22 protein-coding genes are annotated in these 25,660 nt (G+C 38.2%); 10 read left to right on the top strand and 12 right to left on the bottom strand.

What is annotated here, in order from left to right:
* Position 1: 1 nt before the first annotated feature.
* The 6 genes from ACT3ID_RS11770 to ACT3ID_RS11745 all read right to left on the bottom strand — a co-directional run bounded on the left by ACT3ID_RS11770 (position 2) and on the right by ACT3ID_RS11745 (position 6,667).
* Positions 2-1,822: a KAP family P-loop NTPase fold protein gene (locus ACT3ID_RS11770; RefSeq protein WP_491542234.1), complete on the bottom strand. Its 1,821-nt coding sequence runs from the start codon at positions 1,820-1,822 to the stop codon at positions 2-4.
* Between the two features lie 169 nt (positions 1,823-1,991).
* Entirely contained in the window at positions 1,992-2,594 is a 603-nt protein-coding gene (locus tag ACT3ID_RS11765) for a recombinase family protein (RefSeq protein ID WP_491542233.1), read from the bottom strand.
* 139 nt (positions 2,595-2,733) lie between these two features.
* Positions 2,734-3,147 (bottom strand): hypothetical protein, encoded by a 414-nt coding sequence (locus tag ACT3ID_RS11760; RefSeq protein WP_491542232.1) that lies wholly within the window; start codon positions 3,145-3,147, stop codon positions 2,734-2,736.
* The gene (locus tag ACT3ID_RS11755; RefSeq protein ID WP_491542231.1) at positions 3,137-3,739 is read right to left on the bottom strand and encodes a hypothetical protein; all 603 of its coding nucleotides are present in this window, start codon (positions 3,737-3,739) and stop codon (positions 3,137-3,139) included. Before ACT3ID_RS11755 ends, ACT3ID_RS11760 begins: the two co-directional genes overlap by 11 nt.
* Position 3,740: 1 nt before the next feature.
* The gene (locus ACT3ID_RS11750; RefSeq protein WP_491542230.1) at positions 3,741-4,427 is read right to left on the bottom strand and encodes an AAA family ATPase; all 687 of its coding nucleotides are present in this window, start codon (positions 4,425-4,427) and stop codon (positions 3,741-3,743) included.
* A 92-nt stretch (positions 4,428-4,519) separates the two neighbouring features.
* On the bottom strand, positions 4,520-6,667 hold the full coding sequence (locus tag ACT3ID_RS11745; RefSeq protein WP_491542229.1) for a Mu transposase C-terminal domain-containing protein: 2,148 nt from the start codon (positions 6,665-6,667) through the stop codon (positions 4,520-4,522).
* A 492-nt stretch (positions 6,668-7,159) separates the two neighbouring features.
* On the opposite strand from ACT3ID_RS11745, the gene ACT3ID_RS11740 reads away from it, so the two are divergent.
* From ACT3ID_RS11740 to ACT3ID_RS11725, 4 genes are all read left to right on the top strand, one after another.
* Positions 7,160-7,948, top strand: coding sequence for a DUF8453 domain-containing protein (locus tag ACT3ID_RS11740; RefSeq protein WP_491542228.1), 789 nt, complete (start codon positions 7,160-7,162; stop codon positions 7,946-7,948).
* Between the two features lie 291 nt (positions 7,949-8,239).
* Positions 8,240-9,562, top strand: coding sequence for a serine/threonine-protein kinase (locus ACT3ID_RS11735; protein ID WP_491542227.1), 1,323 nt, complete (start codon positions 8,240-8,242; stop codon positions 9,560-9,562).
* Between the two features lie 105 nt (positions 9,563-9,667).
* Positions 9,668-10,261: a hypothetical protein gene (locus ACT3ID_RS11730; RefSeq protein WP_491542226.1), complete on the top strand. Its 594-nt coding sequence runs from the start codon at positions 9,668-9,670 to the stop codon at positions 10,259-10,261.
* 80 nt (positions 10,262-10,341) lie between these two features.
* Complete coding sequence (locus ACT3ID_RS11725; protein WP_491542225.1) at positions 10,342-12,666, top strand: hypothetical protein; 2,325 nt, start codon at positions 10,342-10,344, stop codon at positions 12,664-12,666.
* 80 nt (positions 12,667-12,746) lie between these two features.
* On the opposite strand, the gene ACT3ID_RS11720 is transcribed toward ACT3ID_RS11725, so the two are convergent.
* The 6 genes from ACT3ID_RS11720 to der form a co-directional block, all read right to left on the bottom strand.
* Positions 12,747-13,388 carry a DUF2442 domain-containing protein gene (locus ACT3ID_RS11720; RefSeq protein WP_491542224.1) on the bottom strand — a complete coding sequence of 214 codons (642 nt, stop codon included), beginning with the start codon at positions 13,386-13,388 and terminating at the stop codon, positions 12,747-12,749.
* Between the two features lie 758 nt (positions 13,389-14,146).
* Positions 14,147-14,614, bottom strand: coding sequence for a redoxin domain-containing protein (locus tag ACT3ID_RS11715; RefSeq protein WP_491542223.1), 468 nt, complete (start codon positions 14,612-14,614; stop codon positions 14,147-14,149).
* A gap of 31 nt (positions 14,615-14,645) precedes the next feature.
* Complete coding sequence (locus ACT3ID_RS11710) at positions 14,646-15,272, bottom strand: hypothetical protein (protein ID WP_491542222.1); 627 nt, start codon at positions 15,270-15,272, stop codon at positions 14,646-14,648.
* Between the two features lie 10 nt (positions 15,273-15,282).
* Complete coding sequence (locus tag ACT3ID_RS11705; RefSeq protein WP_491542221.1) at positions 15,283-15,867, bottom strand: hypothetical protein; 585 nt, start codon at positions 15,865-15,867, stop codon at positions 15,283-15,285.
* The gene (locus ACT3ID_RS11700) at positions 15,855-16,553 is read right to left on the bottom strand and encodes a NuoI/complex I 23 kDa subunit family protein (protein WP_491542220.1); all 699 of its coding nucleotides are present in this window, start codon (positions 16,551-16,553) and stop codon (positions 15,855-15,857) included. The genes ACT3ID_RS11705 and ACT3ID_RS11700 overlap by 13 nt, the downstream gene beginning before the upstream one ends.
* 90 nt (positions 16,554-16,643) lie before the next feature.
* Positions 16,644-17,951, bottom strand: coding sequence for a ribosome biogenesis GTPase Der (gene der, locus ACT3ID_RS11695; RefSeq protein WP_491542219.1), 1,308 nt, complete (start codon positions 17,949-17,951; stop codon positions 16,644-16,646).
* A gap of 322 nt (positions 17,952-18,273) precedes the next feature.
* Here der and ACT3ID_RS11690 point away from each other — a divergent pair, with 322 nt between their 5' ends.
* The 6 genes from ACT3ID_RS11690 (at position 18,274) to ACT3ID_RS11665 (ending at position 25,654) form a co-directional block, all read left to right on the top strand.
* Positions 18,274-19,548 (top strand): lactate 2-monooxygenase, encoded by a 1,275-nt coding sequence (locus tag ACT3ID_RS11690; RefSeq protein ID WP_491542218.1) that lies wholly within the window; start codon positions 18,274-18,276, stop codon positions 19,546-19,548.
* 813 nt (positions 19,549-20,361) lie between these two features.
* Entirely contained in the window at positions 20,362-20,997 is a 636-nt protein-coding gene (locus ACT3ID_RS11685) for a thymidine kinase (protein WP_491542217.1), read from the top strand.
* A gap of 3 nt (positions 20,998-21,000) precedes the next feature.
* Positions 21,001-22,335, top strand: a complete 1,335-nt coding sequence (locus ACT3ID_RS11680; protein ID WP_491542216.1) for a NupC/NupG family nucleoside CNT transporter — start codon at positions 21,001-21,003, stop codon at positions 22,333-22,335.
* Positions 22,336-22,341: 6 nt separating this feature from the next.
* On the top strand, positions 22,342-23,277 hold the full coding sequence (locus ACT3ID_RS11675; protein ID WP_491542215.1) for a peptidylprolyl isomerase: 936 nt from the start codon (positions 22,342-22,344) through the stop codon (positions 23,275-23,277).
* Entirely contained in the window at positions 23,270-24,652 is a 1,383-nt protein-coding gene (locus ACT3ID_RS11670) for a peptidylprolyl isomerase (RefSeq protein WP_491542214.1), read from the top strand. The genes ACT3ID_RS11675 and ACT3ID_RS11670 overlap by 8 nt, the downstream gene beginning before the upstream one ends.
* Positions 24,653-24,661: 9 nt before the next feature.
* Positions 24,662-25,654, top strand: coding sequence for an AAA family ATPase (locus ACT3ID_RS11665; protein WP_491542213.1), 993 nt, complete (start codon positions 24,662-24,664; stop codon positions 25,652-25,654).
* Positions 25,655-25,660: the final 6 nt, after the last annotated feature.

Below are 25,660 nucleotides of genomic sequence, written 5' to 3'. Positions count from 1 at the left end.
TTTATAACTTTTGTTTAGCTTGAGAAATAGCAGTAGCAAATCCTTTACCCAGATCTTCACTTTCCCATTTCTCAAATAGATTTCGAATTTCATCCTCATAACCAGTCTGTACTCCCAGATTACTTAAGATATCTGGAATTGCATATCCCATCTTAGAAGATGACAAGGTCCTAATATTATCAAGTAGTATTGGTACTAAATACTTATTTCTGCTACCCATTTTTGAACAAATTTTTATGTACCCTACCCTTTCTTCTTTGCTTTCAGATCTATGTATCTTATCCATAATTTCAGAGAAAACTATCTCTATATCTTTTTGAGATAACCCGTCTACTTTATTCAATGCTTGTTCCGTTTCAGCATCAGAGGTAGAAATAAAGAGGGACAATATTTCTTTCATATCTGGGGTAAGTGGAGATTTTGTGGCATAGTAGTTCCCTTCATCTTCTCTTGAAAAGTAAAAATAGGGCCTTAAATCCTTCCCAATTAATGATGGTTGAAGTTGAAGCCAACTATGGACAGTGTCGTTTTCAAGCCACTTTTGTTCTTCATTGTTGAGATTTAAATCTTCTTTTTCATCATCTCCTTTTTCAATGAATAACTCTAATTTCTTAAGGATTGGTGGTTTGCCATCATTTTTCGATTGCTCATCTCTAAGTTTCTTATAATAAGTAGGTTCGAAATATTCTAGAACCATTAACTTTACCAAAAGCTTTCTTGATAACTCAATATTTTTTGCTTCTGCCATTTTAATTCTAATGATCATAGTGTTTAAAAATCGCTTTATCTGACGAGGATTACCCTGTAAACCTGTTGATAATATTTTTGAGATTTGATGAGACATTTCTAAATCATTGATTAGTTGTCCTGGCACTTCATCAATTAATTCACCACAATTATTTAAATTGAACCCGATATCAAATATCGTCTCAGGTTTGTAGTCAAGTACCGAGGCACACAAGTCATCAAAATCTTCATCCTCTAAATAAAGCTTGGCAAAAAGAAGATTTATATACGTCTCAGTTTCTTGAACACTCATAGGTGGAATACGTATAGGAAACTGGATAATCTTTTCTAGATAGTTTCTGCCAATATCTAGTCTTGAACTGTTGGTTGGATACCTTGTTTTTATTGCATGTTCCACAATTCTTTCATCAGCACCAATTACAAAAGCAGTGCTAGGAACAAATAGAAACAGACGAATAGCTTCAAATATTTCCAAGATTGTATCTGGCAAACACCTATCCAAATCATCAATGAATACAACTAGTTTTTGGATTTCTAGTTCTTTCATCAACTTTTGAAAGTCTTCCCTAAATTCGCTTATTGATTTTCTTAAACTTTCTCTATCTGGATCTTCTAATACTTTTTCTAATTCTTCGGTTTCAAAACTTTTTGATAAATCTGATAAAATGTCTTTATCAGGAGTTCCGACTAGTGACATTGAAAGAATATTTTTTCCAGCAAGTCCTACTAATCTGAACCAGTTTATCCGTTTTAGTAACTTTTTAGTGATTTCTTTTCCTCTTGTTGAAAGTGACTTTGAAGCAATAAGATCATCAATGATTCTACCCATCAATGCAGATTTAGCATCCTCGTAGTCCTCAAATACCCACCCATTAAAACTTATAGTTATTACTCCCTCTTTTTTATCAACTGTATTTTGCACAATTTGCATTAAACTTGACTTCCCACTACCCCAATCACCAAAAACGCCAATAGTAGTAGGCAACAAATTTTGATTGGCTATTATTTCCTCAATAGCTGCTACTTTATCGTTAACGTTGATAAGATCAACTTTAGCTTCATTGTCTGACCACATAAATTTTTCTGAAGTTATAGAGGAGGGCACTAAATATTTCTAGATCAACTAATTCAATATCATAAGTAAATCTTGTACCCCTAGCTCTCTTAAAACATTAATTGAATAATATTTACAGAATAAATAATAGTTTTTCAAACTCTAATTACGGCTGGGTAATAATAAAATATTACCTTGATTCAATGCGTTTTAAAGCTTTCTTCACGCGAAGCACTGTACCTTTACTTTTTTCAGTAAGCCTAGCCGTTCTTCGAATGGATTCTCCCCTATTTAATTCATCTACAATATCAGAATGTTTTTCAACCAGCTCAATATCTGATAATCTGGTACCATTAGCTCTACCTTTGTATTTCCCTTCTGCTTTCGCCTTTTCAATTCCTTCTCTTTGGGCCTCTCTCCTGTTGTTATAATCAATTTCAGCCAAAGTACTCAGAACAGATACTAATAATTTAGCCACTGGATTTTGATCACCATTATCCAGTAAAGTATTTAGTCCTTCTTTTTTGGAAATAATATTAACACCGAGCTCTGTAAAAGTTTTAATTGTCTGCAGTACATTGATTGCATCCCGGCCAAGTCTATCTATTGAATGGACTTCTATTTCATCTATTTTTCCCTCCTTAGCATCGGCTAATAATCTTGAGGCATTTTTACGATCTTCAAAAGCAACCATTCCTGACACTTTATCCCAATATACTTCTCCCTGCTTGTTTTTTAATTGCCTGGAAATATTTTGCTCGAATGTTGATACTCTTACATAAGTCGCCTTCATGACGAAATCTTTAATACTGTACTAAAATTAGGGTGGTGTGTTCAAGCTGGTGATTATGGGCTTTCAGCAAGGATCCGTTTAATAAAATATCGTACTGATTTAGGGTATACCCTAATTTAAATACAGGGTATTCAAATTATTATAAATAATCATCTTGCCTATTTTCTCGTTCATCATATCTCAATTCAGCATCGGTAAGAGCTTTTAATTCTTCAAATGTCTGTTGTTCAAGTTCACGTGCACAAATATCTACGAATACATTTTCAAATTTTTTTCTCCTACGTTTCCTGGCAATACCAAGCTGATTTTGGATTTTTTGGCTAAGAATACCGAAATACTTTTTCTTTACTCTGACTTTATGAAACCATTCTGGATCAGAATATTCATTCGAGTTTCTAGCTTTGGACTTGGCAGTCTCGATGTCAATTGACATTATTTGAATGTCCTCGTCAATCTTGGCTTTCCATTTCAAAAGTTTTTCTTGGTCGTATTCTTCTTCAATATCTTTAGATGAAATTCCAAGTTCTTCATGTACAATTTCTCTATAACTCATTTTTAAACAGATTTACTTGTTGGAGGTTAGAATTGGAAAAACTAGTAGCGGTTAATTTCTTCCATGCTAAGGACTGTTTTTCTTGTCTATATATTTCGAAATCTCTGGGAGTCATTTGAAGATCTAACCAATTTGGTGCCTTCACCTTTCGGGGTTTTAAGCAACGATACATGTTGGGTTCTTGAGAATCTCTATTAGACTCAGAAATTTGCAAATAATCATTTTCTTCAAGTAAAAAAATATACTTCTTTACTATTATTTGATGAGATGAAGTCATCATAATAATTTCTCCAATTGTAAACTCTCTAAGTTTTCGCATTGCCCTCCACATCTTTTCTACAGTGTTTGGATCTTTAAACTCTCTGAGTAATTGATCTAAGCTTTTTCGATCATCTAAACAGTTCGGTGTTAATGAATTCCACTTTGTAACAGCAATATCTGGGGTTTTACCAGTGGGCCCTTTGCAATTACACTCACTATTCCGGCAATAAATATTCCATTCCCTGAAAACAACCGCCCGTAATTCTAGTTTTCTATAATTACAAAATGGGCAGGGACGTGGTTTGACTAAAAGAGCTTTACTAATTGACATATCAACGTTTTCTTTTTTTGATTAGGTCAGCATCTATCTTCTCAATAGAATTAGTCTTAGCCACTTTTTCTAGATAATACAACCAGGTTATTATTTTCCTAAACTCTCCATTAGTCACTTCATATAATTTTTCAGCGGCTTTCTTGCTCATTGGAACTTCTGAGAGTTCTTCACTTATCCGCAGTATTTCTTTTTTATATATAGGTTTGGCTCTAATAACATCTGCAAAACGACTATAAAGATGAGGAAAGCTTTTCAATTTCCGTTCAGCATCCTGCATCCCGATTAATAAGAAACAGTTACCACTTTCATCATGAAGATCACGTAATGTTTCAATGATATTTCTATTACGTAGCATATGATCAACTTCATCTATGATTATCAATGTTGGATCTATACTTAGAACTTCGACCAATTTATTGTAAGCATTTTTAGTTCGATATTGCTCTTTTTCATTGAGTTCATGAAGTAGGTCATTAAGAAACCAACGTATTCTCCATGCAGTTTTAGCTCTTAAATAGATAAAATCTTTTTGTAAGTACATATGTATAGCAGCTTTTGTCTTTCCTAATCCAGGAGAGCCATAATATAAACCCAAGCCAGGAGTACCATTGTCCTTTTCAAGCAAGGTATCTGCTAATTGATATAATCGTTTAACATTATCAGTGATTACGAATTTTTCTTTCATATTACCTCTTTTTTCTTTCCCATTATATAGTACAAGTCGTGATTTTGGGACCTTAAAAAAATCAATTTTAAAGTAGAAACAGTTCTAATTGACTAGGCTTTGAGAAGATTATTTATCCATTCAGTGTGTTCTTCCTCATATAACCTTGTATAAGTTGAAGTTCGGATAAAGTCCTTCAAAAAAGCGATATCCTGATCGTTTATATCGCTTTTTTCTTTTTTTGCTATGTTTTCAAATCGCTCGTACGGGTATTCAAATAATTTATCGTTTACTGTCTCAAAATTGCTTTTAGAGTAATTGATCTGCTCTGATTCCTGAAGCTGTTGATCGGGTTCTTCATTTGGTATTGTTTGAATTTCTAGATTTTTCTCTTTTTCAAAGTCAGGAATAAATTTGCCCACAGGTTCTGGAATACCACTATCAATCTTCCGCAACTCTTCGGTTGCTTGAATTGCTCGTTTTTTTAAACGTTTTCGCTGTTTTAAAGTCTCTCTGATTGTTAGATCAAAACCACCGTCCTCTTTGGTTAATTTTTGGAGTGGATGAACCGCTTTGACTGCTTGGGCAATACACATAAAATCTGGCGAACCACTTGTGTGATCAAAAACCCAAATATACTCCGGTTCTCTCCGAGTATAACGTACAACCACAGGTTTTTTCCAACCCGTTAATACATCATTATTTTCATATACAATCCCTTCAATTGTAATCCGTGCCCGACGAGGGACTTTTTGTTCAACCTTCAATAAAAGATCCCTCATGAGAAAGTAAGGGACTCCCGGCCCCTGCCCTTGTTTAAGAACTGTTAACGGAGTTTCTCCTTTTCTTAATCCACCATGGGACTCTTTACCATACACTTCCATACTCCATTGTTTAATTGCATTGACAACTTCTGGAATTGTCGGAAGCCAGTCTCCTACTTGTTTTTTATAAGCTGTAACATGCAACTTTTCATTTCTCTTGAGCCTAGCTACTTTATTTGGAATAGAATTTCCCAGGTAAGTTGGCAACATCTTTGAGAAACGCTGATTGAGTTGATTGAAAAATGGCTCAATAGGTTTACTCTGGCTATTGTAAGGCATAGTGAAGTGCGTAATAATTCCATATCGCTCATAGATACCGGCTAGACCCGAATCGTAGAACTCGCTACTTTCAGTAAAATGTTTTCCCTTAAATGCTCGACCGTTATCCAGAATAACTGCTTCGGGAAATTTTCCTAATGTTTTTACAGCATCAGCTAGTGCTTCTGATATGTTCTCGGTGTTTTCTGTAGGCATTATTGAAAGACCGACGGGCATTCGAGATCGCCCGTCATAAAAACAAATCAGTGTTGGTCGATGGGCCTTACCGGTATAAGGATGCTTCACATCAAAGTTAAGCACATGTCCGTCTGCAATTAGTACTTGGCCTACCTTAAGTACGTTCCAGTCTCTATCAAGGTATGGGAGCACTTTATCATTAAGTGCTTTAGCTCCTTCTCGCATTAAAACCCATCGGTCATAATATTCACCCTTAAAATCTTTAATCCACCGGAGAGCCGTTTTTATACTGCAAGGGACTTTTTTGTTTTGGCGACGCAATTTTGCATTAACAACCTTGATTGCTTGAGTGGGTGTTATTTGGTTAGGATGTAGTACGACTTTTTTTAGTAATTTAGTATACCAGTTTGGTACTTTGCGCTTCCCTTTATTAGTGTTGTATTTAGGGGCTAATGCTAAAAGAGGATCTTCGTGGTTATTTATGGCTTTCTTATAAGCCGGCCACCACTTTTGTCTTAGCGTGTATCTGCTAACATTCCCTAATGCTTCATAAGCCTTTTCCAGAACATGTCCACTATTGAATATTTCTGCTGTAGCCTGATATACCGGCGTAATGTTTCTACCCTCTTCTTTTGCTCTGCTTAACTCTTGTTCAAGGAAATGGATAAGGTCTAACCGGGCTGTAGCTTTTTCAATTGCCCAATTAGGTAACGCTTTCCGAGTTTGGTCTTCATTACACTTATTTTTGATCACATGTTGATGATATTGAATTCTATATGGACCGGGAATTCCCTCAGGATTTATCAAATATCGATACCCCTTTTGGCCTGGAGAAGGTTCTTTCTTTAAAAATTTAGCATCAATTTTCTCCTGTTCAACCCATGCTCGTATACCACGTGTACTTATTCCAATAATCTCTGCCAAATTTGAAACTGGAATAAATTCATAAATACCTACTGGATCATCTTGTCTATCAGTCATAAAAATCATATTAAAAATACTACTTCCTAGTAGCACAGAGTTTTCAAGTGCAGTCCAGAAAGCAATATTATTTAGAGGGGCAATTGTTGTTTATCAGTTCAAACTCTTTAAAAGTGGAGTACAGCAATAAACAACTTATTATATGACCGACTGTAGTAATGAAAATGATATTTAAGATATTGCTTAGTCAACAATATGTTGTATCAGATTAAATAAATTATTCTTAATAGTCAAAATAAAATATCTGTAAATGCATAAGTAACAATAGCTTAGTAAATAAAGTAACAATTGTTATTTCTATAAATGTTGTCAAAAATCAGACTAAACTGTAACAGTTGTGTCTTTATTCTAGTCTCATTAAGTGTTCTGATCTGTTTATCATCTGTAAGCTTTTGGCTTTTTCACTTCTCGTTCATTAGTTAACTACTTAACATTAATTCGAATGCCCTATGCGTAATATCGCTACGGCACAAAATTATCTAATAGTAGGAAATGGAATTCTTTAATAGTATCAACGTAAAAACTACAATTGATTTAATTGTTGCATTATCAACTGTAGCAACATTGATTGTAATATGGTTGACATTAAGAGAGATGAGAACTGAAAGAGTTACCTCATATGAACCGATAATCTTACCATTAAATTTCCATTTTTTTTCATTCTGTAAATATGAGAATCAAGTTCCTCATCCATACTGCTCGACAAATAAAGAAAACGCTCTGGATTCGGACGCATCTCAATTCCATATTACTTTAAGAAATATAGGACAAGGATTAGCAAAAAATATTTCGGTAACCTTTTCAAACAATGTTGAATATGCCGAATACTTAAATGAAGTTCGAAAGGATTTGAAATCCCATGGTATAGATTTAGATATGAAGATAAGCGAAAACTCTTGTTGGGTCGAATCTGATGAAAAATATGGCAAATTCTTAGTTGGAAATTTCCCATACCAAATGAACTTTACAAAAAGATATGATTATCTAATTCCGATATTCCAACAAGAAGATGAAGAAATAGAATTAAGGTTACCGAGATCACTACAACTAGTATTTATGCTTACAATCATTTTAATGGACTTAGCAGAACCTGAAGAAATGGAAAAATATTTCGCCAGATTCACTAATTTTTTGAGCTTAAAAGTTAATATTCAATACGAGGATAACTTAAACAACTCTTTTTCAAGAAAAATTAAATACGCTTTATCAAAACCGAAAATTGAGCTTAATAGTAGGCGAATGGGAAAATTATATTCATTTTATTTTCAAAGAGATACTTAAAGGATTTTATTTATGTCTCTAACTGGCGCATTTAAGTGGACATAGTTCGACGAAACTTTCCCTTATTGATTCGCTCTATTTGCTCATTATTTGGTAGGTGCTTTCCAGCAATTCGGTGGCAACAGCTAAACTTTCTTCGTTTTTTGGTGCCTCAATAAAATGGTCGCAACTACGATTGCTCCTTTTAGCTTGAGTTTTTACCTATAGTTTTTAACTTGGCTCTTTGTTAGAAATGCAGATTAAGTTCAAGTTCGTTAGGTAACTTAATCGTTAAAAAAATATCAGCACATCATGTACAGTGAAGGAGATATAATAAAAAATAAATATTTAGTTCAGGAGATCCATAGCAATGAAGGTGGTATGGGTACTCTCTTATTGGTAACTGACCAAGACAGAGAAGAGGATATTTTTTTTGCACTAAAGTATTGTAAAATATCAGATGATGAGGCTTTAAATAGATTTAGAAGAGAAGTTAGATTACTTAATGAGTTTACAGGTAACAGTAAAGTAGTACAGATAATAGATTCTCACCTAGACCATTCTCCTCCTTTTTTTGTAATGAAATATTATCCTGAAGGGGATTTAAGAAACTTAATATCTGATCTTGAAGATGATTTTGAGAAGCAAGAGAAAGTGTTTTATCAAATGATTAATTGTGTAGCTGAACTACACAGAACAAATAAGTATCATAGAGATTTAAAGCCACAGAATTTTCTTTTAGATGGTGATGATGTTGTAGTATCAGATTTAGGTTTGAGCATGGAAATAGATTCCGACACTGCTTTTACTAGATCAAGTCAATTCTGGGGTACACAGGGTTATTTACCACCAGAGTTTTTAAGCGGTGGATTTAAACACGCGGATGAAAAATCAGATATTTACATGCTTGGTAAAAGCTTTTATGTACTTCTAACAGGAAGAGATCCTAGTTACATCGATGAAAGTTTAGTGCCAAATCCACTTTTATATATCATTGAAAAATGTTGTGATAAAAGGCCTGAATATAGATATCAAAATGTATCTGAACTGAAGCAGGCATTAAAATCTGCATACGATATCTTATTAGGAAGAACCGATGCATCAGGTGAAGCAGGCCAATTGTTGGATACGATCGTAACCAAGCTTGAAAGAGAAGGAAAGTATATTTCTAGTGAGATTGAAAAGCTTGTTGAATTAATAATCGGTTTAGATAATCGCCCAACATGGGATTTGATTTATGAGATTCCTAATAGCTTATTTTTTGTCTTATCAGAAGACATTTTTGAAGATTTACTCAAACGGTTTTTAAATGAGTACAGAGAAGCTGTTTTAAATTTTCCAGCCTCATTTCAATATGCTGAAACCGTTGCCAATCGAATGAAAATAGTTTTTGATAATTCAATCAACAATAGACTAAGAGCAGAAGCATTTAAAATTGCTTCCGACATGGCACTGAAGATGAATAGGTTTGCAGCAATGGATACTTGTGTAAATATGATTACTAGTGTTAGAGATGATGATTTGGCATTACTCTTACGCGATTATATTAATCAGAATTCTGACACATATATCAATAGTGTTGAACCTTCAGCTTGTAAAAGTGGTGTAATGAAAGATATTATTCGAGGATTATAAGTTGCCTGATCTACATAATAATTCCGATAGACATTGCCATCTCTTTTCTCCCCCTATATTTATTAGAGGAGCAATATTTTCATGAAATCCTGAAATCTTCAAAATATGTCAAGTAGTAAACAATCTTGGGAAAAATTTCTCAACCCAGAGAGTCTTAAAAGCAACCTTATTTACATTTCTCTTTTTATTACGTCTTTTGAATTATTCAAAGATAGAGTTGAAGACCTCCCTTTAAATTTTTTTGCTAATGAATACGATCAAGATGGTCCAAAGGAAAGCGAAAGGTATAAAAGCGAGGTCAAATCGAGATCCAATTATTTAACAGAAGCATCATTATTATGGTTCGCAAAACTTGGAGCAATAGAAAAAGAAGATATAGAAGTCTACCACAAAATTAGGAAGCATAGAAATGAGCTTGTCCATAATCTCAACGAATTTTTAGCTGAAGTAGACAAAGAATTTGATGCGAACTTATTTATAGAATTGATTGAGCTTTTTGCGAAGATTGAAAAATGGTGGATCGTCGAAATCGAGATACCAACTAATACGCACCATTTAGGTCCCAGACCAACCGAAAATGATGATGTAATATCTGGATCCGTATTAATGCTACAATTAATTCATGATATTGCGACAGGAAATGAACCTGAGGAAGGTTATTACTACAAGAAATTCAAAGAAATGAATAAACAAAACTAATTACTTTACAAGTTTGAATAGCCTTTCCCTGTTGGTTTTTTGTGAAATAAACATTTACTCAATTTTAAATACTCTTTGAGATGGCAAATAATTCGGGAGAAATAACCTTACACCCCAGAAATGTTGCGTGGCTAGTAAACTACCAAGATTGGGCAACTTTTGAGAAAATAGTCAAATCTAATTGTGCCCTTCTCGGAGGAGTTCATAATCTCATAATCAGTTTAAATCAAGAGGAAGAACTTAAAGATTGTGACCTACATTTAATATCAGACTATGATCCGGATTTAATTGTTTTACCTCCAATAGCCGATAAAGTTGATATTGAAAATATCAAACAAGAAACATTTCCATTCAAATTGTTAACGTGGGGACAAAGGAAGATAATTCATAATTTTGAGCCAATGTCCGGTGGTTCAGGAATGAATATTACTCCTGATATTATAAGTAACCTTGAGAAGGAGAAAGCTTTATTTGCGGTTGCTGAAGAGTCAAAAGAAAATTTGAGTAAACTGGCATTGGTAGCATGTGGAGATGTTAAAGAACGACGCCCAATGTTTATGAAAATGGATGACGAGGTCCATTTTAACTCTTCAGGGTATCGCGATATGGCTATAAGACAATTTTTAAAAGAAGATGTTCCTTCTCGAAAAGCAAAAGCATATCAAGACCCAGAAACTGGGAATGTCATTGATGCGCCTAGCAGGTATAAATTAAGAGAGCTCTTAAAAGAAGACACCTGTTTCCCTCTTGAAAAAGATCCAGTTTCAATACTTAAGGCTTGTACTGATTCACAAAGGCAATTCATGCATTTTAACTTTATTGGATATACTAAGAAAAATTTAAATAAAGGATATAGGCGAAACATTAGTCCAGATTTAATTAGCAATTCTCCGCCAGTTGTTATCCTTGTGTCAGAAAACTTTGATACAGAAATTGCTAGTCTTTACTGGAATTTAAGAGCAGATTATACAACTGTAGCTTGGCTTTCTTTCAATTTATTGGAAAAAGACTCAGATGGTATATCTGAATGGCTAAATTCAGATTATGGGGGAAAATACTTTTCAACTACAGGAAATCAAGGAATGCGAAAAGGAAATATAACATTTGCCTCATCAAGTGACAGTATTAATCACTTGGGTGAAATAGTTGGTAGTCTTCATCATCCAACTGACGACTTTTACAAATGGGATATAAGGTCCTTTGAGAGTTTAAAAAATTATATCTCCGGAAGACCGGTTATCGATAGGGAAACCATAAGTATATCTGGATCCAACTCTTCATATCATTTTATATCTCCTACTCCTGAAAGTGATTACGGCGTTGCATCTGCAACTTTAAAAATGGATAAACTTCTTCTGCCTAACAAATTATACATACGAGATTTAATTTCTAAATCTGTAATAAAGTCTTTTACACCAGGAGTTGATATATACGCAGTACCAAAGTTTAGAATTAATAATGAAAGGTTTATAACATACCAAGTTCAAAATTCTGAACACATAGAAATTAATGTACCCTCTGCTATAGATTTTGCTAACGAAATAGTTAAGTATGCTGGTTATAATAAAATTAAACAAAGTGCTACGTCACAATACCAGTTAGAATTCTTGAGTAAAATTGATGGACTTAAAAATCTGCCAGACTATTTAGGAGATAAACATTTACGAAAACTATTTGAAATTTTGGGAGATAATGAGAATAAACATCATCCAGGTTGGATATTAAATTCGATAGATAGACGGGGGATTCATCATTTACATTTGAATCAAATATTTGAAAACCAATTTGATAATAGTATAAAAAGATACGTCGACTATGAGTTTGAAAAATTACCAGAACGATTTGTCAGCCTCTTAGAAAATGGAATTCTTGAAAGGGGATTTCTTCTTCAATGTAATAATTGCTCACTTAAGGACTGGTACAGAAGTGATGAGATTACACAAAACTTTAAATGTAATCGTTGTTATACGAAGCAAAACATTATAAACAATCCAATTTGGGTATATAAACTTACTGAGGTAATATACCAAGGCTTTTCTGAAAATATGGAAGTACCCTTAATGAGTTTATACTATCTAAAAAGGAAAAGTGAAAAGAATTTTTTATGGGCACCAGACTTGGATCTGTATTGGCCTGAGAATGGTGAATTAAAGAAACGAAATATTGACTTTTTTGTGATAAGAGATGGTAAATCTTACATCGGCGAAGCAAAAAGCTCAAACAGTATTAATGATAACCAATTTCGTTTTTACGAAAGGCTATCAAATGACCTTGAAATAGATGGCCTAATATTTTCGACCATCCAAAATGAGTGGAATAATTCTACAAAAACTTTAATACAAGGATTAAAAGGTTCGACTAATAAAGAAGTAATCAGCTTAACTAATAACGAATTAGAAATTTAACTTATATATAATTCCTATTGAGATTGTTGTTTTAGGAACCAACCGGTCGTTTTCAACAGTTAGCTTGAAACAAAGTTAATCTAATTTTTAGGAATACTGTTTGGATAAAGTATACTTGAATATAATTGCTCACCATAGGGCCAACGTATTCCTCCCCAGTGAAGCCGAACCCAACTGAAGTAACCTGGATCCTGTAGCTCAGAAAAAATCCCTTTGCGATATGGTTTTAAATCAAAAATGCGTTGCTCCCCTCCCTCAAAAGTTAGTTGAAGTTTAAAGTCATCAAGGGGTTCTACAGCTATTACATCGGGAACTGGACCTGAAGAAACTTCCAAATCCCCCAGCAACTTTTCCCGTTGTTGACTACGCTCTTTCAGTTCCCCGAATACCTGATCTCCAGGAATGTATTCCTCTTCTGGCGATTTTGTTCTGGCCCGGAGTGTACAATGTAGACGAATCTCATCGATAAGGTCCCACAGAGTTTCTGTTTGGCTGTCTTCTTCTAAATCGCCGCGAGTTTTTTCTGTTTCTTCTAAGTATTCTTCTGGAATTGATGGTGGGGTGTTTTCTAATTTTCTCATCAAGTGGTTAGCCTCAACAATCCAATCGGCATTCAATCCTGATTCAGAAGAATCCAAACTCTGATAAATTTCATCAGCTAATTGCTCTCTCATAGCAACAGGCAAATCATTTATTTTATCTATGATATCTTGTTTTTTCATTTTCTTTCAAATCTTTTTGTTCTTACTTCATTATAATGAAAATATTTGATCCAATTCATCACATCGAATATCAATATAAAAATGAAAACAATTCCTAACAGCTACTACACATTTAGTGAGCTAAGATATTATTATTCAAGAAGTTGTTCCTGTTATCTTAATTCCTTATTAAGTTCCTAATACATTTCCTATCATAAGGAACTAAAATAAGCAGCATCCCGAGAAAAATGAGGGTTAAAAACTGTTGTCAGGTATTATTTTAATTGTCGCTCCAAAAGAAGTATTAAGTTGGTTGTCCCAAAGGTCAGCTTTTGAACAAAAAAAGACTCACAATAGTTGAAGTGTATATCAAAGAAAACTGCGATTAGGATCTTACAATCTATATTTTGGCACCAAATAGTAACTTTCTTGGATATTAAAATGGTTGTCCGCCTATAGCAATCGAGTTAAATTAAAATACAAGCCTTCTTTCTCGCATAACAGAATTGCTATAAATAAAATATAGCACTTGTCATGTGGATCTTGCCGTCACTTCTTGCACTTATATTATTTCTGATTTTCCTCCCTATCAATTTTACTGTGCTGTTTTATCAATAATATATAGATATGAATTTACTATGTTGGAATAGTAAAAAAATAGTTGGTCTTCAGTAAAAGCTGTTGAAGTAAAAAAAGAAACGAATTGAATTAACAATGGATATTGGGACTGCTGTGAAGTACTACTGAAGCAATCCGGTTACAAGTCTTTATCTCTGCTTTCAAAGGTCTGCTAAGGTATTTTGCAAGGCTTTAAAATCAGGAAGCTTACCAGAGTCCTCCAGCACCTCACGATGCCTGATGATGCCCTCTTTGTCAATTACAAATGTAGCTCGTTTTGATACTCCTTGCATACCAAAGTAGTCATCATAAAGAGCATCATAACTCTCCGACACTTCTTTGTTAAAATCACTCAGCAGCGTAAAGTTCAGGTTTTCTTGCTTTTTAAAAGCTTTCAGCGTGAAAAAACTGTCCACGCTGATGCCAATCACTTTGGAATCCATCGAATTATAAAGCTTCATGTTATCCCTGGTGGTGCAGAGCTCTTCGGTACAGGTGCTGCTGAAAGCGAGTGGAAAAAACAGCAGAACTACATTTTTAGTACCTTTAAAATCAGACAGGCTTACCTCCTCTCCTTCTGTATTCTGCAATGTGAAATCGGCCGACTTAGAATCTATTTCTGCTGACATAAAAAACTCATTTCTTCAGTTGAAAATAAAATCAGATAGATTTTGCCATTATCTGCTTCTCTGTTTTTTCATATCCGATTACAGTAACAATCATTGCTATACCGACCATGAGTTTCCAGATCCAGGCATAAGAGTCCTGCACCGCGGGTATAAACCAAAACAAGAGAAAAGTTAGCAAGAAAACACCTATTCCCGAGAGAATTAACCCATATTCAATTTTGCGATAGGTATAAACCGAATACATCAGTAAAGATACAACGATTGCTCCCCCCTGGTAGATAGCAGTCAGCCAGTTCTTTAGCGCATATGTATCCTGAACAAAAAAGTATGAGATCAAAATAAGAAGTGGCAAAGCGGTATAGAAGAATGGAAATTGTGCAAAAACCGGCTTTGATTCGCGAATAAATATAGCAAGTGAACTTAGGACAAATGCCAAACTGGTGATGTGTCCCCATTCGGCAGTAAATGCTACAGCTGCAGAAAAGTTGGGGTTATCAGTCATCATATCAAAAAACAGACCGACCTGCATGACAGCCAGAATACCGGCTGCAATAGTGAGTCCAAGGAATTTTAATCGGCCCCTGCTGTTGGTAAGTATAAATAGTTTTCCGGCAACATATGCACTGATCAGAAATAATATAAATGTTGCCCAAGGCATAGAAACAGTGCTAGGAGTTTTCGGTGGGTTGCTGATTTCCTCGCTGTGCCCGCTTTTGTTCTATCTCCCGTTGTGTTTCTTTTTCCTGATTAAAGAGACGAACCTGCTCAGCAATATCTTTCAATATTCCCCGCTCAAACCGGATCATCTCCTGCATAAAATCATACAATAAAATTTGTTGATCATCTCTATAAACGACTGTTTCCCAATCGATTAGCGGAGTGTTTTTTATTACATTAACCAGTCCGGCCCGGTGCTTGGCTATCTTACGAAGGATCTTTTGCACATCCTTCATTTTTTCTTCATCGGCTTCGAAATTCTCCTCATAATGGGTAAAATCTTCCAGATGGGTCGGTCGTGGATTATCTACAGCCTCTTCAAGGATTGGACGATAATATGATAACTGTGCATGATCGATCATCAGTAGTAATTCGGCGATAGACCGACTATTCGGCGGACTTTCATCATAAGGTACATTATCAATAACGTATTGCATTGCTTCGGCTTCATCCTGTAAATATGAAGCATCTTCGACAAGGTTGTCAATTTGCTCCTGCGAAATTTCCTGATCAGCCATTTTTATTATCTCACCCATTCAGATTCAGCTTCCACATTGTCGTTCTCTTGCTGTTGCTCGAGCATTTCAACAAGTGACAGGCCTGAATTAAATTCGCGGTCACGATCACGAACGGAGTGGATGTTATTTTCTTCCTCGAAATCCCAGAATTGACCGAATTGCCGGTTTTTATACTCGCGCAGAAAATCGAGGCGTTCTTGCAAGTCTTCCTTGGGTACCAGCAGACGTTCCATATCATAGATGGCCTCTTCCCTGGATTCAAAGACGATATCGTAGTCTTTGCTCATCACAATGGCCTCTTCGGGACAAACTTCTTCGCAATAGCCGCAATAGATGCATCGCAGCATATTGATCTCGAACATGTCCGGATAACGCTCTTTGGGATCGTCGGCGTCTTCATTGGCCTGCATGCTGATAGCAAGCGGCGGACAGGCGCGGGCACATAATCCGCAGGCCACGCAGCGCTCTTCCCCGTTATCCTCTACCAAGACCGGACGACCGCGGAAAATTGACGGCGGGTCCCATTTCTCTTCAGGATATTCCAGCGTCACAGAGGGCTGAAACATCTGTTTAAACGTATACCAAAGCGCCTTAAATATTTCCGGGATGTAGATATTTTCCAGAAAAGAGAAAGAACGTTCACGCTCAAAGTTTTCATTAAGCGCGTTTGCACGAGGTTGTTCTAAGTTCTGTGGTGATGGCATCTGTTCTCATTTAAAAAATTGTATGTTGCTCAACGAAATATCGCTCGGAAAAATAACTGATTCAATGATTCACATCAAAACTAAAATAAGTTATTTCTGAACAAATCTCATAGTTATAGGTACACCTTTAAATCCGTACTGTTCCCGTATCTTGTTTTCAATATAACGTCTATAATTGGCTGGGAGTTCTTCGGGTTTATTCATAAAAAATTTAAAAACCGGCGGATTCGATTTTACCTGTGTAGCATACTTTATTTTCAGCGGTACCCTCTGTCGTACAGGCAACGGTTTTTCTTTTAATATTTTCGCAATAAAATCATTCAAGTCAGATGTCTTAATAGTTTTCTTACGCTCATTAATCACTTTATCTGCCACTTCTATCACCTTGTGGATCCGCTGTCGACTGAGTGAAGAAATAGAAACAATGGGTACATACTTCATCATTGGTATTCGATCATAAATATAATCCTCGAACTCTTTATGGACATTTTGATCCTTGTCTGGTACCAGATCCCATTTATTGAGAGCAATAACAATGCCTTTATTATAATCTGCGGCCTCACGTATAATTCGCTTATCCTGTGCCTCAAATCCCCGCATGGCATCCAGCATAAGTACGGCTACATCACATTCTTTAAGCGCACGATCGGTACGCACAGTGCTATAAAATTCTACATTTTCTTTCACTTTGGCTTTTTTGCGAAGCCCGGCCGTATCGATCAGGATATATTCATTTCCGTTATAGACCAGTTTACTGTTGATGGAATCACGTGTGGTGCCGGGAATGTCAGTGACAATACAGCGCTCATCGTCAAGCAATGCGTTGATAAAACTGCTTTTGCCTACGTTCGGGCGACCGATCACGGCCAGCTTGGGAATTGTTGTCTCGGGCTCGTCTTTTTCTTCAGGCAGAAGCTCCACGATACGATCCGCAAGATCGCCCGTCCCCCGTCCGTTAATAGCGGAAATAGTATATAATTCCTGGAATCCAAGGCTGTAAAACTCCGTAGCATTCATCTCCCGCTCCTCGTTATCAGCCTTGTTGGCTACCAGCAATACCGGCTTATCTTCCTGACGAAGCATCTGGCTTACGGCAACATCCAAACTTGTGATCCCGGCTTCGGCATCAACAACAAAGAGAATGACATCCGATTCATCGATCGCGATATGCACCTGCTCACGAATACCTCTGATCATCACGTCGGTTTCCTCGGGCAGATAACCTCCGGTATCTATAACGTTAAAATCGCGGCCGTTCCAAAAAGCTTCGCCGTAATGGCGATCTCTGGTTACACCGTACTCGTCATCAACAATAGCCTTGCGACTGCCGATAAGACGATTAAAAATAGTAGATTTGCCAACGTTGGGGCGCCCTACGATAGAAACTACAGGGAGCATATGATCTTAATAATTTATATTTTGTCATTCATTTGATAAGCTATTAAAATAACGAATTTCCTACTCAAAGTAGAGAAGAAACTCATGCTGCAAACCTTTTACAATAATTTCGGTTTTCTGGGTTCCATATCAGTCGCCTTTTTCATTTTCCTTAGCTTTATTTTCTGGGTAGCAGGAATCGCGGGAATATCTCAACAGGAGAAATCGAGATCTACAAATATAAAGCTGGTTCTTTCGGTTCTCTTCCCACCCTATCCGATAGTTTGGATTTTCGTAGATATGTACCGGCAGAGCCAGCTGATGAAAGAGACGGAAATTTAAGATGTCTTCTGAAAAGTCGTTCAGCCGACAGCGCCAATCCGAAATTTTTTTAGGGAATCTTCGCGGGGACAAGCGAGCTATACCAGTCTCATTTGATAAATTAAGAGAAGCGGCCCAAAATAAAATTTCGAGAGAAGCTTATGCCTATATAGCGGGATCGGCCGGCAATGAATCGACTAAGAGGGACAATCGCTCTGCATTTGAAAAATGGAAGATAGTCCCCCGCATGCTGCGCGATGTATCGTCACCCGATACTGGTATTTCTTTATTTGGCCAAAAATATCCTGCCCCATTTTTACTAGGTCCGATCGGCGTGCTAGAGATGGCACATCCCGATGCTGATTTGGCCGTGGCAAAAGCGGCAGCATCAGAGGATATCCCATTTATTTTTTCGAGTCAGGCTTCTGTTTCTATGGAGAAGTGCAGTGCGGCAATGGGTAATACTCCTCGTTGGTTCCAGCTTTACTGGAGCACTTCAAATGACCTGGTAGAGAGTTTTATCCGACGAGCCGAAAATTGTGGCTGTACGGGAATTGTACTCACCCTTGATACGACAATGCTCGGCTGGCGGCCGCGCGACCTGGATCTGGATTATCTGCCCTTCTTACGCGGCATGGGCATTGCCCAATATACCAGTGATCCCGTCTTTAGGGAACTGATGAAAACGGAACTTGCCGAAGCTGATAAGCCGCCGAAGCTAACCTGGAACAGTTTGAAGGCCCTTATTCAAATGGCCCGGAATTATCCCGGCGGATTCTGGGGTAATCTGTTTTCAGATGAACCCCGCAGAGCTGTGAAAACTTTTATTGAATGCTATTCGCGCCCCTCACTGATCTGGAATGATCTCTCCTTCCTGCGCTCACTAACCGATCTCCCCATCTTATTAAAAGGAATTCTTAATCCCGAAGATGCTCGCAAAGCCGTTAAGGCTGGTATGAATGGCATTATCGTATCCAATCATGGTGGGCGTCAGGTAAACGGGGCTATTAGTTCAATTGAAGCACTCACTGCTATCATCGAAGAAGTGCAGAGCGAAATTCCGGTGCTTTTAGACAGCGGTATTCGCGAGGGCAGCGATATTTTTAAAGCACTGGCGCTGGGAGCTGATGCCGTTCTGCTCGCACGTCCCTATGTCTATGCCCTGGCTCTGGGCGGAGAAATTGGTGTGAAAGAAGTTATTCAAAACTATCGCGCTGACTTTGAATTGACGATGGCATTATCAGGCTGCAGATCAGTTGAAGAGATTACAAAAGAGCGGCTTGTATCTTCAAAATGACTCTGAACCTAAATATGTAGATTGAACTCTTACAACGTTGCAAATAATCATTTAGATCCTACGCGAATCAATTCAAGGAGATCCCTCCACTACGATCGGAATGCCACTGCTTTTCATTATTGATCCCAGTTGTCTTCAGGTAGCTTCTGTTTTTTTCTTCTTAGCCTCATGCCAATGCTCCTGCTTCGGCATGCTAAACCAGAAGCTGTGAGCATTCCTAAGAAGGCTTAAAAATGAGAAGTAGACAGCTGAGAACGAAATAAAAAAGCCCGAGGACCAAAGAGACGAGGGATCTCAAACTTTGATTGAGCTTTTGATCATCTAACAAAGTTTGCTTTTGATACCCTTGAGACCCCTCTCCCGAAGTATCGGGATTGGGATGACATAGAAGTGTGATACCAGTTGGTATTGCCTCAATCAAAACACAATCTTTTCCCAGCTCACCATCCGCTGTTAAGTTATTCCGAAGAACGGTGGGTTACCGGTGATGAGGAATCTCAAATATATTAAAATACGTCAATTGACAATTACAACTCGAACCTCGAAACATATTACCCGCAACCCGTAACTCATAAACCCTAAAGAAACTCTGTGTTTTCTCTGTCAATCTTTGTGGTATAACCATGACTACTCGGAACTTTCATCCCGTACAGAAGCGGAGCTACGGATCTTGAAAAAGAGTAGTAAATAAACTGGTTGACCAGACTACTAGCTTTAACTGTCCTCACAATTCATCTTTTTATTTTTACCCTCACACAGATATATTCCATGCTTTAAAGCAGCATATCCCAGAACCATTTTATATTCAATTTTATGCTTAACGAACCGTCATTTGTACCACAAAAAGTTGGATGGATTGAAGTTATTTGTGGGGGAATGTTCAGCGGTAAAACAGAAGAGCTCATTCGCCGGGCAAAACGAGCCCATATTGCCGGACAAAAAGTAGTGGTTGTCAAACCAAAGGTTGATGATCGCTACGATGAAGAAAATGTAGTTTCTCATAACGAAAATGTTCTGCCCGGTCTGGTAGTTGACACGGCTGATCAGATTGTATTGCTCACAGGTGAAGCCCAGGTTGTATGTATTGATGAGGCACAGTTTTTTGATAAACAACTGATGAATGTTGCTAATACTTTGGCTAATGATGGCAAACGGGTCATAATAGCCGGCCTTGATATGGATTATGAGGGGCGACCTTTTGAGCCAATGCCTCAGCTGCTGGCCATAGCAGAATTTGTCACAAAACTACATGCTGTCTGTGCAGAAAGTGGTACCATGGCTCATTATTCGCAGCGCGTTGTAGATAGTGATGACCGGGTGTTAGTTGGCGAAGCTGAAGCTTATGAACCACGGTCGCGGCATTGTTATCGTCCTCCCGTGGATAAACGCCGCGGCAAGCCTGTGACTCCCCTCCAGAAGCAAGAAAAATCACAAACAGAACAAGAATAATATATGATTGATATACTGCGCGGCATGATCGGGATGGTGGCTATCGTTGGCATCGCCTTTCTTTTCAGTAATTACAAAAGAAAAGTAAATTGGCGGTTAGTGGGAACGGGGCTCAGTATCCAATTCATTTTGGCCGTTTTTATCCTTAAAGGCCGACAAATGGAAGAATATTGGAGACCGTTGGGATGGCCAAAAGATTTTTTTAGCTGGGTTTCCTCCTTTTTTGTAATCGTACTCGATTTTACCACTGAAGGTGCAGAGTTTATTTTTGGGGATCTGGCCAAGAGTCCCGGTATGGAAAACAGTATGGGCAACTTTTTTGCTTTTCAGGTACTGCCTACAATTATCTTTTTTGCCTCTCTCACAGCAATCCTTTACCACTATGGCATTTTGCAGCGCATTGTTAAATATATGGCTACCGGCATGCAAAAACTTATGGGTACGTCAGGTGCCGAATCACTGTCGGTTATCTCCAACATCTTTGTCGGGCAAACTGAAGCACCTCTGGTTGTAGAGCCTTATATCAAAAAAATGACCAAATCTGAGTTACTGGCCGTTATGACTGGCGGTATGGCAACAATCGCCGGCGGCGTGATGGCAGCGTATGTGCAGATGCTGGGCAATTCCTATGCGCAGGCCCATGATGTAGCTCTTGATGTAGGACGACTCATGTTTGCGGAACAACTGCTTGGGGCCAGCCTGATGGCCGCTCCTGCAGCCCTCGTCATCGCTAAAATAATGTATCCCGAAGTGGATGAACCTGTTACAAAAGGAGATGTGAAAATGCAGGTAGAACAAGAAGATGCCAACGGCATTGATGCCGCGGCAACAGGAGCAAAAACCGGCTTAGTTTTAGCTGCAAATGTTGGAGCTATGTTGTTGGCATTCATCGCCTTACTTGCTATGGGCAATTATTTTATGGAGAGTTTTGGCAGTGTTACCGGTATAAATGCTATGATCACTGACGGTACGCTTACGATTGAAAAAATATTAGGTTGGCTTATCGCTCCCATTGCATATATAGTGGGAGTTCCCTGGGCCGATGCTATTAACGTTGGATCCCTTTTAGGTACAAAAGTAGTACTCAATGAATTTCTTGCTTATACTCAGCTCTCTGAAATGGTAAATCAGGGGCTCCTTACAGATAAAACTATTACCATGGCTACTTTTGCACTGTGTGGATTTGCCAATTTCTCCTCTATCGCTATTCAAATTGGCGGCATTGGCGGATTGGCACCAAGCAGGAAATCGGAGTTAGCACAATTCGGCTTGAAGGCAGTTTTAGCTGGCACGCTGGCTAATTTGATGACTGCAACCATAGCCGGTATGTTATATTAATTAATCATGATTCATTCACATAACAGATTACTTATTTTAGCCTGCTTCTGTTTAGGGATTGCTAGCTTCATAGCTTCCTGTCAACAATCTGCCAGAAACGGTTCCGACGAAGCTCTGGCCAGAGTCGGTACAAAATTTCTCACCATCGAACAAGCTGCAGAAGATATTCCCGATTTTGTTTTAGCTGAGGATAGTGTAAATGCTCTGATGCGATATCGCGATGACTGGGTAAGGGAGCAACTGTTGCTTCAGGAAGCCAACAGGTTAGGGTTGGATCAAAACGAAGAAGTTCAACAAAAGCTACAACAGGCGCGTGAAGAAATTTTGCGTCAGGCTTTAAAAGATTATGTAATCGGCACCACTCAGGATAAATTTGAAATTTCTGATAATGAAGCTCGTTCTCATTACCAGGCCAATAAAGACCAGTTTGTACTTAACGAAGATTACGTGAAATTCCGGCATATGAGAACAAATACACTCTCAGAAGCCCGTTCGGCCCGGCAGGATCTACTCCGAGGTGTCCCCTGGCCCGAAGTCGCAAGAGAATATTCGATCAATCCGGAAGTTGCTATTAATGAGTCGAGTCAATTTTGGCCTATATCTATGGCAGCCAAAGAAATCGATATTATGAACAGCTATTTACACAGGATTGGTCAAAATGAAATATCAACCATTCAGCGTGTGAATGGTGTATATCATTTTGTTCAGCTGACAGAAATAAGATCGGAAGGTGAACATCCGGATCTTGAATGGCTGATTGAAGAAATAAAAGACTGGATGGTTACAGATAATCACCAACGAAATTTCAGTTCCTATGTAAAGAATCTTTATCTTAAGGCGCAATCGAATAATGAAGTAGAAACCTTTAACGTTTTATCTACGCAATCTAATCAAAATCCAACGGTTGACGACACCCTTGAAAGCAATTCAACAAATGAATAAAGCATATTTACTGCTCTTTTTAACAGTTTCATTCTTCCTTGTACCATTCACTTCTAAAGCACAACAACAATCTTCGCCAAAAAAGCTGGATCAAATTGTTGCGCTTGTTAACGATCATGTCATCCTCAAGTCGGATGTTGACCAGCGTGTGCAGCAATATATGATGCAGATGCAACAACAACAGAATCAACAGATAGAGTTTGGTGAAGACATCTGGTACACCGTTCTTCAGAATGTGGTCGATCAACATGTTATGCTCGATCAAGCCAGAAGGGATTCCGTTGAAATTTCCGATAAAATGGTTGACCAGAATATCGACCAACAAATCAATGCTTATGTTGAACAGGTTGGAAGCGAAGAAGAATTAGAACGCCAAATGGGACAAAGCATCATCCAGATCCGTGCTGATCTGCGGGATACCTATCGCGAACAGATGATCGTGCAGAGATTTCAAGAGCAAAAACGAAGTGAAATCTCTATTACCCGTCCGGAGGTTAAAGAATTCTTTGAGTCAATTCCCGAAGACTCTCTGCCAACTATTCCCGAGCAGGTAGCTGTTTCACAAATTGTTGCCGTACCCTCTGCTATGCAAGATGCTGAAGCTCAGGCCCGGCGTTTCGCCGAGCAGTTACGTGATTCGGTTTTAAATCATGGTAAAACGATTGAAGAACTTGCGAAACGGCATAGCGATGGGCCTTCTGCCTCAAACGGTGGAAAATTGCCGCTTATGTCGCTTGACGATCTGGTTGCGGAATATTCAGCTGCTGCCTCTTCCCTGGAGCCGGGGGAAATTTCCCAGGTAGTAGAAACGAGTTTTGGATTCCATGTTATTAGGTTAAATAAAAGGCAGGGCGATCAAATTGATACCAATCACATTCTGATTGAGATCGACAGTGAGAGCTATGACGATCAGGCAGCCATTAATAAATTAGAGGCCATCAAAGATTCGGTCAAAACCAATGATGATATCACTTTTGCCGAAATGGCCCGCAAGCACTCGGATGATCCCAATACTGGACCTCAAGGCGGACGCATTCTGAATCCCCAAACCGGCGAACGGCTGATTGCTCTTGAACAGCTCGACCCTGCCCTCTATCGCATTGTTCTGTTACTCGATGAGGTCGGCGATATTTCTGAGCCCAAATCATTTACAATGGGAGAAGAAAACAATTCTAAACGAGCTTTTCGCATTGTTCGTCTCGATGAACGCGTGCCGGAACATGTTGCAAGTTTAGAACAGGACTATCAGCGAATCAGAGAAATTGCTCTTCGGCAAAAGCAGGAGCGGAAGATGAACGAAATGATCAAAAGACTGCGCAAGGAAATGTATGTAGAATTTAAAATTCCTGTTCCGGAGCAATTTCGAAATTCCTAAAAGCACAATATGAGCACTATACCTCAAGATTCGGTTGAAGCAGTAGATTTTTTCCAGGAATCAGTCAATAAAATTCGTGATGAAGTAGGCAAAGTTATCGTTGGTCAAAAAGATATACTTGACCAGCTGTTGATATGTCTGTTTTCAAGAGGCCATTGTGTGCTTATAGGCGTTCCTGGTCTAGCTAAGACGTTGCTCATCAGAACGATTTCGCAGACTCTGGATCTCAGTTTTAGCCGTATTCAGTTTACGCCGGACTTAATGCCGGGAGATATCACGGGTACTGAAATAATCGAAGATGATCGGGAGACCGGACACAAATCATTCAAATTTGTGAAAGGGCCCATATTTGCCAATATCATTTTGGCGGATGAAATCAACCGCACGCCGCCGAAAACGCAAGCTGCTTTGCTCGAAGGTATGCAGGAATTTCACATTACAGCAGCGGGAGAAACCTATCCGCTGGAGCCGCCCTTTTTTGTGCTGGCCACGCAAAATCCCATTGAGCAGGAAGGTACTTATCCCCTGCCCGAAGCCCAGCTCGACCGCTTTATGTTTAACTTGTGGCTTGATTATCCCTCGCTGAAAGAAGAGCAACAGATCGTAAGCCAAACCACATCCCTTGGTGAAGCGACGATTGAGCCTGTTCTAAATGCCAATCAAATTCTGGAACTTCAGGATTTGGTACGGGAAGTTCCTGTACCCGAAGGAGTTCTGAATCAAGCCGTTGAATTAGTTACTAAAACACGTCCGCAGTCAGATGTGGCACCCGAATTTATCCAGAAATATATGAGCTGGGGCGCAGGTCCGCGGGCCTCGCAATATTTGGTACTCGGCGGCAAAGCACGGGCGCTGATGCATGGGCGATATAATGTTTCTGAAGAAGATCTAAGAGCACTGGCTAAACCGGTTCTCCGTCATCGGATTGTAAATAACTATGCAGCAGAGGCCGAAGGACTTTCGCCCGATAAACTTATTGAAATGCTGCTGGATGAAATATAAGCTTCA

The sequence above is a fragment of the Fodinibius sp. GM108 genome (assembly GCF_058386985.1).
Note: the sequence above shows the minus strand (reverse complement) of the source record. Positions and strands in the feature narration are given on the sequence as shown.